General features: G+C 61.6%; 13 protein-coding genes. 8 read left to right on the top strand and 5 right to left on the bottom strand.

Translation table 11 applies throughout. The features are described from left to right. Nucleotides 1-37: 37 nt before the first annotated feature. A complete protein-coding gene (locus G8O24_RS16240) occupies nt 38-1,018 on the top strand; it encodes an ABC transporter substrate-binding protein (RefSeq protein ID WP_188100896.1) in 981 nt (326 codons plus the stop codon). A gap of 118 nt (nt 1,019-1,136) precedes the next feature. On the opposite strand, the gene G8O24_RS16245 is transcribed toward G8O24_RS16240, so the two are convergent. Continuing rightward, nucleotides 1,137-1,556, bottom strand: coding sequence for a hypothetical protein (locus G8O24_RS16245; protein WP_188100898.1), 420 nt, complete (start codon nt 1,554-1,556; stop codon nt 1,137-1,139). Between the two features lie 330 nt (nt 1,557-1,886). On the opposite strand from G8O24_RS16245, the gene glgC reads away from it, so the two are divergent. Genes glgC through G8O24_RS16260 form a run of 3 tightly spaced genes read left to right on the top strand, consistent with a single transcriptional unit; the run spans nt 1,887 to nt 4,895 of the window. Beyond that, entirely contained in the window at nt 1,887-3,149 is a 1,263-nt protein-coding gene (glgC, locus tag G8O24_RS16250; protein WP_188100899.1) for a glucose-1-phosphate adenylyltransferase, read from the top strand. Further along, complete coding sequence (gene glgA, locus G8O24_RS16255) at nt 3,146-4,597, top strand: glycogen synthase GlgA (RefSeq protein WP_188100901.1); 1,452 nt, start codon at nt 3,146-3,148, stop codon at nt 4,595-4,597. The genes glgC and glgA overlap by 4 nt, the downstream gene beginning before the upstream one ends. A gap of 37 nt (nt 4,598-4,634) precedes the next feature. Continuing rightward, complete coding sequence (locus G8O24_RS16260; RefSeq protein WP_188100902.1) at nt 4,635-4,895, top strand: SemiSWEET transporter; 261 nt, start codon at nt 4,635-4,637, stop codon at nt 4,893-4,895. A gap of 96 nt (nt 4,896-4,991) precedes the next feature. On the opposite strand, the gene G8O24_RS16265 is transcribed toward G8O24_RS16260, so the two are convergent. Continuing rightward, nucleotides 4,992-5,984 carry a Bug family tripartite tricarboxylate transporter substrate binding protein gene (locus tag G8O24_RS16265; RefSeq protein ID WP_188100904.1) on the bottom strand — a complete coding sequence of 331 codons (993 nt, stop codon included), beginning with the start codon at nt 5,982-5,984 and terminating at the stop codon, nt 4,992-4,994. Nucleotides 5,985-6,344: 360 nt separating this feature from the next. Here G8O24_RS16265 and G8O24_RS16270 point away from each other — a divergent pair, with 360 nt between their 5' ends. From G8O24_RS16270 to G8O24_RS16280, 3 genes are all read left to right on the top strand, one after another. Beyond that, a complete protein-coding gene (locus tag G8O24_RS16270; protein ID WP_188100905.1) occupies nt 6,345-6,578 on the top strand; it encodes a hypothetical protein in 234 nt (77 codons plus the stop codon). A gap of 110 nt (nt 6,579-6,688) precedes the next feature. Then, nucleotides 6,689-7,672, top strand: coding sequence for a GlxA family transcriptional regulator (locus G8O24_RS16275; protein WP_188100907.1), 984 nt, complete (start codon nt 6,689-6,691; stop codon nt 7,670-7,672). 183 nt (nt 7,673-7,855) lie between these two features. Continuing rightward, a complete protein-coding gene (locus G8O24_RS16280) occupies nt 7,856-9,361 on the top strand; it encodes a helix-turn-helix transcriptional regulator (RefSeq protein WP_188100909.1) in 1,506 nt (501 codons plus the stop codon). An 817-nt stretch (nt 9,362-10,178) separates the two neighbouring features. On the opposite strand, the gene G8O24_RS16285 is transcribed toward G8O24_RS16280, so the two are convergent. Further along, nucleotides 10,179-10,973: a DODA-type extradiol aromatic ring-opening family dioxygenase gene (locus G8O24_RS16285; RefSeq protein WP_188100911.1), complete on the bottom strand. Its 795-nt coding sequence runs from the start codon at nt 10,971-10,973 to the stop codon at nt 10,179-10,181. Between the two features lie 158 nt (nt 10,974-11,131). Here G8O24_RS16285 and G8O24_RS16290 point away from each other — a divergent pair, with 158 nt between their 5' ends. Then, nucleotides 11,132-11,311, top strand: a complete 180-nt coding sequence (locus G8O24_RS16290) for a hypothetical protein (protein WP_188100913.1) — start codon at nt 11,132-11,134, stop codon at nt 11,309-11,311. 7 nt (nt 11,312-11,318) lie between these two features. Here G8O24_RS16290 and G8O24_RS16295 read toward each other — a convergent pair whose 3' ends face one another. Together G8O24_RS16295 and G8O24_RS16300 are read right to left on the bottom strand one after the other, a co-directional pair. Next, on the bottom strand, nt 11,319-12,788 hold the full coding sequence (locus G8O24_RS16295; protein WP_188100915.1) for a carboxylesterase/lipase family protein: 1,470 nt from the start codon (nt 12,786-12,788) through the stop codon (nt 11,319-11,321). A gap of 83 nt (nt 12,789-12,871) precedes the next feature. Continuing rightward, nucleotides 12,872-13,117, bottom strand: coding sequence for a hypothetical protein (locus tag G8O24_RS16300; protein WP_188100917.1), 246 nt, complete (start codon nt 13,115-13,117; stop codon nt 12,872-12,874). Between the last annotated feature and the right edge of the window lie 120 nt (nt 13,118-13,237).

Here is a 13,237-nt window from a genome sequence, read left to right on the forward strand (position 1 = left end):
GCTCACACGTCGTGAGCAAAGCAATCAGACAGGCCACATGAGCACCAATTTCGACGACCATTCCATCACCCGCCGGCTCGCCGCCTCGTTGTTCGCTGCAGCCGTCGCGCTCTCGACGGCCGCAGCCTCCTTCGCCGCCGACGCAATCGTGCTGCGCGTCGGCGACCAGAAGGGCGGCAACCGCTCCTTGCTGGAGATCTCGGGCTACGCGAAGGACCTGCCCTACAAGATCGAATGGTCGGAATTCCCCGCAGCCGCGCCGATCCTGGAAGCGCTCAATGCCGGCGCGCTCGACGTCGGCTATACCGGCGATCTCTCGTTCCTCTCGATCTATGCGGCGGGCGCACCGATCAAGGCGATCGGTGGCACGCGTTCCGACGCCAGGACGCAGGCGATCCTGGTGCGTCAGGATTCGCCGATCAAGTCGGCTGCCGACCTCAAGGGCAAGCGCCTCGCCGGCACGCGCGGCGGCTGGGGCCAGTTCCTGATCGACGCGACACTGGAGAAGGCGCAGATCAAGCTCGAGGACGCGACCTTCGCGCCGCTCGGCCCTGTCGATGCCAAGGTCGCGCTGGTGGCGGGCTCGATCGACGCCTGGGCGGTGTGGGAGCCCTACGTGTCGTTCGCGACCTTGAAGGACAAGGCACGGGTGATTGCCGATGGCGAAGGCCTGACTCCGACCATCACCTTCATCGTCGCCTCCGACAACGCCATCGCCACCAAGCGCGCAGCGGTGCAGGACCTGGTGCAACGGCTGAACAAGGCACGGCTGTGGTCGCTGGATCACACTGCCGAATACGCAAGGAGCACGGCGGAATTGACAAGACTGCCGGAGGACGTGCTGCTGTCGGCCTACACCGCGCAGCGCACCAGCCCGATTCCGATCGATGAAGACGTTGTGAAGGAAGTGCAGGCAGCATCCGACCGCTCGACGCGCTACGGCATCCTGCCGAAGACGTTCGACGTCAGCAAAGCCGTCGACCGCAGCTTCACCGCCGCGGCCGCGGGATCAAACTAGCGCGGGGTGCGGCGGGATGCGCGCTCCTCGCCTCAAGGCCGGCCCGCTGCATCTCGCCGCAATCGTGCTCGCGCACTTTGCCTGCATGAGCCTGATCGTTTGGCTGTCGCTCTAGCGCTTACCAATAAGGGCGGTAGTAGTGACGGTAGTACGGCCGGTAATAGCCGTAGCGATAGCCATAATACGGGCGATAGGGCCGATAATATCGCGGATAGGCCGGTCCGTAGCCATAGCCGTAATAGGCCGGCGCGTAACCATAGCCGTAGCTGGGATAGCCGTAACCGTAATACGGCCCGCCGCCGTAATAACCGTAAGGCGCGCCGGCGATCGCACTGCCGATGATGGCGCCGGCCGCAAAGCCGCCCAGCCCCCAACCCCATCCGCCGCCGCGCCAATGCACCTGCGTGACGTCATCGCCGGCCGCGGCCTTCATGGCCCCAACGTTGGTCGGCATCGGTGCCGCTGCTGCCTGCCCGATCTGGGCCGTCATGACGCCAACCGCCAACGAGCAGGCGATTGCCATTTTCCAGATACTCATCGTCTTACTCCCTGTCTGACGTTTCGTTCGAAGGAGGATCGCATGCCATGATCTTGCATCCTTGCGCGAAGTCAAAGTCTCGAATTTCGCGTGCAGCGCACAAGGCGGCCACGCACGCCTCCAATATGACCGCCGGACGACGGCGCCGGAAGGGGCCGTGCATCCCGGCAAAGCGTTAAGCTTCCCACGCGTTCGCAACCAACAAGCACCTTCCCGATTACCTATTCGTGCCGTTACTATCAGTTCCAATGACGCGCGGCCGGAAGGCACTTCGCGAAGGCCTTGGTTGACGCCAGAGCTTGGCTTGCGCCAGACGAGTGGGAGGAAGACATGAGTGCCGCCGGAAATGAGCCGCTTGCCCGCCAGGCACTGGCATTCGTCCTGGCCGGCGGCCGCGGCAGCCGCCTGCTGGAATTGACCGACCGGCGCGCCAAGCCCGCGGTCTATTTCGGCGGCAAATCCCGCATCATCGATTTCGCGCTGTCGAACGCCGTAAACTCCGGCATCCGCCGCATCGCGGTCGCCACCCAGTACAAGGCGCACAGCCTGATCCGGCATCTCCAGATGGGCTGGAACTTCTTCCGCCCCGAGCGCAACGAGAGCTTCGACATCCTGCCCGCAAGCCAGCGCGTCTCGGAGAGCATGTGGTATGTTGGCACGGCGGATGCCATCTACCAGAACATCGACATCATCGAGTCGCACAATGCCCGTTTCATCGTGGTGCTCGCCGGCGACCACATCTACAAGATGGACTACGAGGTGATGTTGCGCCAGCACGTCGACAGCGGCGCCGACGTCACCGTCGGCTGCCTCGAAATGCCGCGGGCAGAATCGTCGGGATTCGGCATCATGCATGTCGACGAGAACGGCTGGATCCAGCAGTTCCTCGAGAAGCCCAAGGATCCCCCGCCGATGCCGGGCAAGCCGGACGTCTCGCTCGCCAGCATGGGCATCTACGTGTTCGATACGAAATTCCTGTTCGACCAGCTCAAGCGCGACGCAGAGGATACGAACTCCAACCACGATTTCGGCAAGGACATCATCCCCTATATCGTCAAGAACGGCCGCGCCATCGCGCATCAATTCTCGACCTCGTGCGTACGCTCGGGCAACGATCCCCGCGCCTACTGGCGCGATGCCGGCACGGTCGATGCCTATTGGGCGGCCAATATCGACCTCACCGACGTGGTGCCGGAGCTCGATCTGTTCGACCGCGCCTGGCCGATCTGGTCCTATGCGGAGATCACGCCGCCGGCAAAGTTCGTCCATGACGAGGAGAGCCGGCGCGGCCAGGCGGTGAGCTCGCTGGTCTCGGGCGGCTGCATCATCTCCGGCGCCTCGCTGCGTCGTTCGCTGCTGTTCACCGGCGTGCGCATCAACTCCTATGCCAATGTCGAGAACGCCGTGATCATGCCCTACGTGAATGTCGGGCGCGGTGCGCGCTTGAAGAATGTCGTGATCGACCGCGGCGTCGAGATCCCCGAAGGCCTCGTCGTCGGCGAGGATCCGGAATTCGACGCCAAGCGTTTCCGCACCACCGAGCAGGGCATCACGCTGATCACCCAACCGATGCTCGACAGGCTCAATACATGACGCCTGTTCGCGTCCTCGCGGTCGCCTCTGAAGTCTATCCCATCGTCAAGACCGGCGGCCTCGCCGATGTCGCCGGCGCGCTGCCGATTGCGCTCAAGGCGCATGGCGTCGAGATGCGCACCTTGATGCCGGCTTATCCGGACGTGATGCGGCTGCTGTCGGGGACCGAGGAAATCCGGCGCTGGCCTGATTATTTCGGCGGGCCTGGACGCCTCCTCGCCGGTTCACGCGACGGGCTCGACCTGTTCGTGCTCGACGTGCCGCATCTCTATGCGCGGCCCGGCAATCCCTACGTCACCGCAGAAGGTGTCGACTGGCCTGATAATGGCGTGCGTTTCGCGGCGCTGGCGCGCGTGGCGGCCGATATCGGCCGCGGTCTCGTTCCGGCCTTCGTGCCTGACGTGGTGCATGCCCATGACTGGCAGGCCGGGCTCGCGCCGGCCTATCTGCACTACGACGGCGGACCGCGCCCCGGCACGGTGATGACCATTCACAACATGGCCTATCAGGGCAAGTTCGACCGCGCGCTGGCGGACGCGATCGGCCTGCCTCGCGACGCCACGTTCGACGTTCACGGCCTCGAATATTTCGGGGGCATCAGCTTCCTGAAAGCCGGCCTGCAGCTCGCCGATCGCATCACCACGGTATCGCCGACCTACGCACGTGAAATCCAAAGCGATGAAGGCGGCATGGGGCTCGGCGGCCTCTTGCGCGCGCGCGCCAGCGTGCTGAGCGGCATCCTCAACGGCATCGACATCGAGGTGTGGAATCCGCAGACCGATCCGCACATCGCCTATCGTTTCGGCCCCGAAGACCTGGTTTTCCGGGCTGCGAACAAGGCGGTGCTGCAACAGCAGTTCAATCTGGATTCCTCCGACGAAGCGCCATTGCTCGGCGTCATCAGCCGGCTGTCCTGGCAGAAGGGGCTCGACCTTCTGCTCGAGGCGATCCCGACGATCCTGGACCAGGGCATGCAGCTTGCGCTGCTCGGCAGCGGCGACCGCGATCTCCAGGATCGCTACCAGGCCGCGGCGCGCGCCAATCCGGGCCGGATCGGTGTCATGATCGGCTATGACGAAATCCTGGCCCATCTGATCCAGGCCGGCTCCGACGCGCTGGTCGTGCCCTCCAGGTTCGAGCCGTGCGGGCTGACCCAGCTCTGCGCGCTGCGCTATGGCGCAATCCCCATCGTCTCCCGCGTCGGTGGCCTCGAGGACACCATCATCGATGGCAGCGAGACGGGACGTGACGCCACCGGCTTCAAATTCGCACCCGTGACCGCGGACGCCCTCGCCGGCAGCTTGCGCCGGGCGAACGCCGCCTTCCATGACAAGCCGACCTGGCGGCGGCTGCAAAGAAGCGGCCTTGCCACCGACGTGTCCTGGCGCCATCGCGCCGGCGAATACGCCGCGCTGTATCGCGACCTGATCGCCTCCCGCCGCGCGTAAAACATGACCGCATTCGAATCCATGTTATAGAGGGGCCATGGACCCCTTCGTGATCAAGCTGATCGGCTTTGCCGCCGCCACCTGCACCACCGTCGCCTACGCACCGCAAGCCATCAAGGTCTGGAAGACGCGCTCCACCGGCGACATCTCGCTCGGCATGTTCCTGGTCATGGTGCTGGGCCTCGCGCTCTGGCTGATCTACGGCCTGCTCTCGGGCGACGGCCCGCTGATCGCCTCGAACGCCGTTACCATGCTGCTCGCCGGCGGCATTTTGGTGATGAAGCTGAAATACGGGTGAGGCTTGCTCGGTGCGTGGGCCGAAAGCGGGCGTCGCCGAGGTGACCATGGCCTGTCCGTTTTGGGGCCCACAAGCAGGCGTCGGCAACACCATCACTCATTCGAGTTTCAATTGTATCGACCTTATCAGCGGGGAAAGGCGCTCGACTTCCTCGTGTACTATATGCTGAGCCTTATCCGGGCTCGAGTCGCTATCAGGCTCCAGGACCTCTGCTCGATATTTTTCGAGCAACGACGCGTTTGACATGATCTCATGTGTCGCTTGCGCTAGTTGGCTGATGATCGGCTCGGGTGTTGCCCTCGGGGCAAACAAACTGAACCACCCATCAAATTTGAGATGAGGCATTCCGCTCTCGATGGCGGTCGGAATATTGGGTGCGCCGGCCATGCGGCGTTCGTTGGTCACCGCCAGTATCCTGAGCTTGCCGCTTTCATGAAGTTGAAGCAATTGGCCGGTCATGACCGCAACGATCATGGGAAGCTGACCGCCCAGCAAGTCATTGATGGCGGGCGCTGCACCTCGGTAAGGCACGTGAACAATGTCGGGAAGTTCAGCTTGCGATTTGAACATCTCGCCAGCAAGTTGATTGGTCGTGCCGATCCCGGCCGAGCCGTATGAGAGTTTGCCCGGATTAGCCTTGCCATAAGCGACCAGCTGCGACAGATCTTTGACCGGAAGCGAAGGGTGAACCGCGAAGGCCAGGCCATTAGAGACGAGCCGATAGATTGCCCGAAAGTCTCGCGCACTTTCGTAGCTTGGTCGCTGGGAAGCGAGCGGTATGACGACTTGATTTCCGGCATTGCCGAGCAAAAGCGTGTAGCCATCGGCAGGCGCATGAGCAACCGAGGCACAGCCGACAGCCCCTCCCGCGCCGGCTATGTTCTCTACGACGACGGGTCCAAACGAGGAGCTCATCTTGTCTGCCCAAGGTCTGGCGATGACGTCATTTGAACCGCCCGCGGCGAACGGCACCACCAAGCGGATGGGCCTCGTCGGAAACGCGTCGGCTTTCACGCCTGAAGAAATTAGCGTGAGTGTGCTCAAGCTGCCGGCACCGAATAGAATCTCGCGACGAGATGGCAACATCATTGCTACCCTCAGTGGCGTTCGAGAAAAACAGAATGCTTTGCGAAGCTTGACTGTGCGCCGTCGGATATTTCTGGTGCCAGCATCGCATGTCTATCCAGGAATTCCCGCCGGCCAACATCTCAACCTGGTCACGCAGGCCGCGGGGCCCCAGCCGCTGCTCGCGCACCGGCACTGAAGCGCGCGCATCATAACACAGCAGTCGTGACCATAAGATCACCCGTCGGGGTGATGCATCTCGCACTCCTTCGCGTAGTCTCGGGCATGCGTCTAGGAATGCACGGCCTTCGAAGTGCCGGCGGTGCTGACGCTCCGTTGCGCCCAGGCCAATGCGGCGCCCGCAACGCCAAACGAGAAGCTCCTATGAAGTGGATCGATTTAGATGGGTATATTGCGGCGTCGCTTGTCTTCATGACATTCTACATGAAGGATATGGTTCCGCTGCGGGTTGCGGCTCTCTGCAGCAACGTCGCGTTTCTGATCTACTCGGGCGCATTGCACCTGGCTCCTATATTCATCCTCCACAGCGCATTGATCCCGATTAACGCGTGCAGACTGCTCTACGCTTGGCGTGAACAGCAGGCTCGACAACGCTGAACTCGTCGTAAAGCCAGCTCTGACCGGGCCCCCGGCAAATTTGCACTCGACGGGTTCTGCGACAAGCGGCAAGATCAACACCCCCGGGTTTCCTGGAGGTTGTCCGAGCAATGTCCGCTCTCGGCTTGTCAAACTCTCCACTTCATATCGTCGTCTGCATATATCCGGACGTCATGGCGATGGATGTTTGTGGACCGATGGAAGCGTTTGCGATGGCAAATTCTCTTGCCGGCGGCGCCCTCTACCATCTTTCAACCGCTGCAGTGACGATGGATCCAATCAAGACTTCCGCCGGATTTTGCATCCTGCCCAACCGCGTTTTGACGGAGCTGGAGGATCTCCCGATCGACACTCTGCTGGTCGCAGGCGGATATGGTCACGTCACTGCGTCGCGTGACAAGATGATGACGAATTGGTTGCGCGAAACGGCTCCTCGTGCGCGCCGGCATGGCTCTATTTGCACGGGTGCTTTTCTGCTCGCCGCTTCGAACCTGCTCGACGGCAAGCGTGCGACGACCCATTGGGCGCTTGCGTCGACATTCGCGCGGGAGTACCCGTCCACCACACTCGACATCGACAGCATCTTTGTACGCGACGGTCAGACCTACACGTCGGCCGGGATTTCGGCCGGAATCGATCTTGCCCTGGCGCTGATCGAGGAGGATCACGGACGCACCTTCGCGCTACGCGTAGCTCGCAGCCTCGTCGTGTTTCTCAAGCGCCCCGGAGGGCAATCGCAATTCAGCGCGCATCTCCAGGCGCAATTCAGCTCAATTCCTGCAGTTCGGATGGCCCAGGAATGGGCCTTGGCCCATCTTTCCGAGGATCTCAGCGCAAGAGCTCTTGCTGCTCGAGTCGGAATGAGCGAACGCAACTTCAGGCGACTGTTTGTCGCTGAGCTTCAAGAGACGCCACGTGAATATGTGGAACGAATTCGGCTCGACGAGGCGCGACGTCAAATCGAGGATACCAGTGTTTCCGCCCAAACGGTCGCCAAGCGTTGTGGCTTCGGCACGATGAACAATCTACGACGAGCATTCATTCGCCGATTTGGCGTGACACCTCAGTGGTATCGGACGCACTTCCAAGCATGACACGGCTCAGGACCCCATTGAGCGATTTTTGTGCAAGCCTTGGCCGGGATTTTTCGGACTTTGGCCAAAATTGCTCCCATGACACGCTCGTCAGCCGCTGCGTTTTGTTGTTTAATATCTCTACCGTAAGTCGAGTTTGGCCGGAGCGAAGGTCAATTGCTCGGTTGTGCGCCGAGGCGCGAAATGGTCGATTGGCAAACGACTTGTGCCCGCAGTGGCAAGATAGGCGCGATGCTCAGTCAGTTCGATTGGTCGGCCACACCGCTTGGCCGTCCAGCAGACTGGGCTGATTCCTTTCGCGACACACTTGGGTTCATCCTGAAGATCAATCACCCGATGCTGATCTGGTGGGGCGCCGACTTCGTACAATTCTACAATAATGCGTTCGACCGAATGGCCGAGCCCTTCCTTCGCGACGTCGGGTTCGGAGTGCCGGCCGGTCGTCTTTGGCGCGGCTTTTGCGAGGTGATCGATGCTGACATGCGCTGGGTCATGTCCGGGAAGGGGAGCGTCCAAAGAGACCGCCAATTCGTGAGGACCAAGGTTGACGACCGGGAAGTGGAGCGCTGCTGGAGCTACACCTTGAGTCCGGTTGAGGACGAGAACGGAATCTGCGGTGTTCTGCTCGTCTGCCGGGACGATACGAGCGATCACGTTGCGACCCTGGCGCTCAAATCCCGGGATACTGAGTTGGCAAGAATCCAATACGTCGGGAAGTATGGAAGCCTGGAGGTCGATCTGACGTCAGGCTTTCGCAATGAGCGTTCTCCGGAATATCTCGCGATCCATGGCTTGCCGCCCGCAGAGCGATACGAGACGCACGAGAACTGGGTGCGCCGCATTCACGAAAACGACCGCCATAGGACCGAGCATACGTTCATCAAAGCCGTCCAGGGTGACAGCAAGGGTTATTCGATTCAGTATCGTATCGTGCGCCCCTCGGACGGAAAGATCAGGTGGATTTTTGCAAATACTCAGATTGAGCGGGACAATTCGGGGCGAGCGATGCGGCTGATCGGCGTGCACTCGGACATCACCGATCACGTCAGTCATCAAACAGTCGAACAGGCCAGGCTTGCCGAAACACTCGATCTGTTGCGCTGTGCGGTCATTCTGACTGACGCTCGCGGTCATCTTATTCGCTTGAACCGCGCTGCCGAGGACTTGCTCGACAGGAAATCCGCAGTTCGTGTCCGTCATAACATCGTTAGGGCAAGTTGTTCGACGGCGGACCGTGCGCTTGGTGCCGCGCTGAGGCTGGCAGCGGAAGCAGGCGCTTCGGCCCAAAGCTTACTCGTGAAGCTCTCCCATGACGAAGATTTGCCCATGTTTGCTCACATATTGCCGATTGGAGGAGTTTGCAGTGAGAGCTTGCCGGAGGCATCCGCGGTCCTCGCGATTTTCATACAGGAATCGGACCTCATTCGCGACGCTGTCGGCCTGCTGGCGAGCGCATATCGATTGAGCCCAGCGGAAGCGCGGCTGCTGTCGAACATCCTCGGCGGCCGCAACCTGCCCGAGGCAGCAACAGAGCTAAGAGTATCTACGGACACTGTTAAGACCCAGTTGAAGGCCATTTTTCGGAAGACGGGCGTCAATCGCCAATCGGAGCTGATAATGCTCGCCTCGCGACTCTCAGCTCCGGTTCTGGGAGAACGAATATCACCGGGAACGTTTATGGGCGGTTGAAGTCCAGCTTTCCTTGGCAGTTATAAGAGCGACCGAGCTGCAACTGCTGACGCTCTGCCTTCGCTAAACACCAGGACTTCATCATGACGAATGGTGGAGTTATCCCGCTGTCATCTTTCATAGTGGTGCGGCAGCACCGATTTCGGCTACATCCTCCGCGCAAGCAGCGCAGCTTTCGCATCGCTCTCGCTTCGTGGGGGATCTGATCGCTCACTAGCTATAAGGACTGAAGGCCACAGCTCACGCTCGCCCGCCGCGTCATAGATCAGAGCTAAGATCCGTCCCGTCTTCGCATTCCGGCAATCGTTCTACTTGCGAGACGCTATAACCGACTCCGTACTTGCGACTTGGACACCTACATTCGTTGCAAATGCAGCCGCTACGATCAATGCGAGCAACGACCCATAGAATCCGACGACAGCGAGACGCCATTTTCTCAATACGCGGCGTTCGGAAGCCGAAGGCTCGTAGGAGAATTTCTGCATGAGGATCTCTCCGATTGCAAAGGGACCACGAAATAGTCGCCAAGGCGGAAAAAGGATCGTGACGCAGCGAGTGTAAGATCGCAGGCAGCACCTTACGGCTCTTCCAACAGGACGTGTGTGAGCCCGTTCACCGGTGCGGATGCATGCAACAATATCCGCACAATTAGCCGCGAAGCGATTGTCGAGCATCACCCAACAGGGTGAGAGACAATGAAACATAGGTGAAAAGCGTTGATGATTTTCGCTGGGTGCCTAGCGTACGATAAACTTTGTAGCAGTAAGGACCTTCAATTCGCGGCGTCAATTGAACTTGGCCATCTGACGCCTACGATCTATCCAAACACGTACGACGCCATCGCGACGCTCGCGACCTCGTCGACGAAGACGCGTCTGCCGACGTCACTGCCGGCGGCGCCGGCCGCGACCATCAGCGGCAGCAGGTGGTCTTCGCGCGGATGGGCGAGACGCGCGCTCGGCGCCTTCTCCCAGTCGACCAGCATCGCGTTGCGGCGCGCCGCATCGGGATTGCTGATCGCCTCGTTCAGATAGGCTTCGAAATCATACGAGACGGGCTTCGATTCCGCCCGCCCGAAGCCGCGCATGTTGTGATAGGTGAGCCCGCTGCCGACGATCAGGATGCCCTCGTCGCGCAGCGAGGCAATCGCCTGCCCGACCTTGATGTGCTCGGCCGCATCATAACTCGACTTCAGCGACAGCAGCACGATCGGCATGTCGGCGTTCGGATACATCAGGCCGAGCGGCACGAAGGTGCCGTGGTCAAAACCCTGATTGGCATCCTCCCGGCAAGCAAAGCCGGCGCGCGCGAGCAGCGCCTTCACCTCCGCCGCAAGCGCGGGCTGGCCCGGCGCCGGGTAGGTGATGTGATAGGTATGCTCGGGGAAACCGTAATAGTCGTACACCATCGGCGGATGCGCCGAGGTCGACACGGTGAAGGCCTCGGCCTCCCAATGGCCGGTGATCACAAGCACGGCCTTCGGCCGTTCAGGCAGAAGCTGCGGCAGCCGGCCGAATTCCGCTGCGGTCTTGGCGTACTGCACCCGCCTGTCCTCCATGAAGGGCCAGGGGCCGCCGCCGTGGGACAGAAACAGGGTCGGAAATCGCGTCATTGGGCTGGCTCGTCTCGGTGACATGATGCGCTTGCGAACTGCGCCGCGCGCTCCGCGGCGAGCATAGGCAAACCGGCATGGTTAGCAAGCCGTTAACGATTTGCCGCCCACAATCAGGCCGTGGCCAGAAATCGGCCAGAAGACAAGCGAGACGTGAGATGAAGAAGTTTGCGCTGGGGGATGTCGTCAACAGTGACAAGGGCCGCCGCGGCGTCGTCCGGGCCGCCTACCGGTCGAAGGAAGGCCAGCAGTTCTACGCCGTCGAGAAGGACGGCGCGCTGGACTATCTGGAAGAAGACCGGCTGACACCGGCGCCGCGCGTCGAGCTCGCGGCCTGAGCCCAACTCATTTCCTGTTCTTGCCTGCGAGCCGGTCCAGACGCTCGCCCCATGGATCGTCGCCGCTCGCGATGCGATCGTTTGCGATCAGCAGCAGATGGTCACGGTCCGCGGCCGCGTCCCAATGCGGCAGCTCGGCGCCGTTGGGATCGCCGTTCTTGGCGAAATTGATCCAGTAGGCGCGGATGCGGCTTGCGACCTTGCGATCGCGCCGCGAGAAGATGCCCGCACCGGGCACGCCCTCGGCGCCGAAGATGAACTGCAATTCGCGCCCGTGGCCTTCGTCGGCATTGCCGCCCCTAGCTTCCGGCACATAGGCGAAGCGATAGCGGAAAGTAGGGGCACCGGTCGCGGCATGAAGCCGGGCGAGCATCCGCACCGGTTCGGAAAACACCTTGTCCGTGTAGAAGCTGGCCGCAAGCGCGGGCGGCTGCTTGGCATCAGGATAGAGCTTGCGCAACTCGTCAATGCTCTCGCCCGAGGATGACAGCGCCTCCTTGACCTGCAGCTCGCTGTCGAAGCGCGTCTCATCGTCGTTCGAGCCGATAATGAGCGGAATGCGGGTCTCGTGTCCCGATGCAAATCCCGCAGCGATATCTTCCGTCACCAGGCTGCCATCAATCGCCGGCCCAAAGCTGCGCGGCGATGTCTCCAGCAGCTTTCTTTCAGCAGCAAGCAGGCGCGCCGATTCGACGGCACGCAAATCCGCCGCCTTACCGAGCGCAGTGACAAACTGACGGCCTGCGGCTTCGGCTTCCTGCCACGACGGCAGGCGTGCACGGCCGGGCAGCGACTGCAGAATGGCTTTCTGAAAGAGATCGCGCGATTGCGCACACAGCATCAGGAGCGCAATCGATGTCGCGCCGGCGCCGTTGCCGAACAGCGTGACGTTGTTGGCATCGCCGCCAAAGGCCGCGATGTTGTCGTGCACCCAACGCAGCGCCGTGATCTGGTCCATCAGGCCAAAATTGCCGGAGCCACTTTCCGACAGTGCGGGATGCGCAAGCCAACCGAGCGCTCCGAGACGATAATTCACGGTCACGACGATGACACCGGCCTGCGCAAATCTTCCACCATCGAACAACGGATCATTGGCAGTGCCCGTAACAAAACCGCCGCCATGGATGAACACCATGACCGGCAGCGGACCATCGACGCCGAAGGGCCTGAAGACGTTGAGGGTGAGGCAATCCTCGCGCGCGGCCGGTAGCGATGGCTGCAGGCACGGTGCGCCATAGTCGTAGGCCGTGCTCATCTCCGAGCTCTCGGGCAAGGCCTGCGGCGAACGCCAGCGCAGGCTGCCGACCGGCGGCGCCGCATAGGCAAGCCCCTTGAACGAGGCCACCTCGCCCTCGACGGCGCCGAGCATCTGGCCTTCGCGGGTCAACGCAAATGGAAATTGCCCAACCGGCTGGGCCAGAACCCCGCCGGTGCAGAGCCATGCAAAGGCTGCCATGAGCGCAAACAGCGACCGCATCTTCGGGGGATCTCGATGCGCGGAAATCTTCGCGGGCAGGTTACGTCCGCGTCCGGCAAAGAGGCAAGCGCTGCTCGCGACAGCTAACCGCCCTTGGCGATGATCTCCGACAGCGCACGTCGCGCGATGATGCCGAGCTCGCCGAGCGTGGAGTGGCCGGATTGCGCCGCCTCGATCAGGCGCTCGGCGATGAACCTGCGGCTGTCGTGATCGCCGCCGTGCGGCAACTGGCGGCACGTCTCCTCCAGGACGACGTCCATGTTCGCTTTGGTTCGCTCACTCAACTCTGTCATGACGCCCTGGATCGCGTGGCTTGTAGCCGCAAGCATACACAGACGGATCGGGCATGATTACCCCGGGCAATCACGGCCATTGTGCATCGCGATGCGTGCATCAAGGCAACGTTCGCGCCGCCACGATGATGCCGCAAACGGGACCACCGAAGATTG

The sequence above is a fragment of the Bradyrhizobium campsiandrae genome (assembly GCF_014529705.1).
In the GTDB taxonomy this organism is placed as follows: Bacteria; Pseudomonadota; Alphaproteobacteria; order Rhizobiales; family Xanthobacteraceae; genus Bradyrhizobium; species Bradyrhizobium campsiandrae.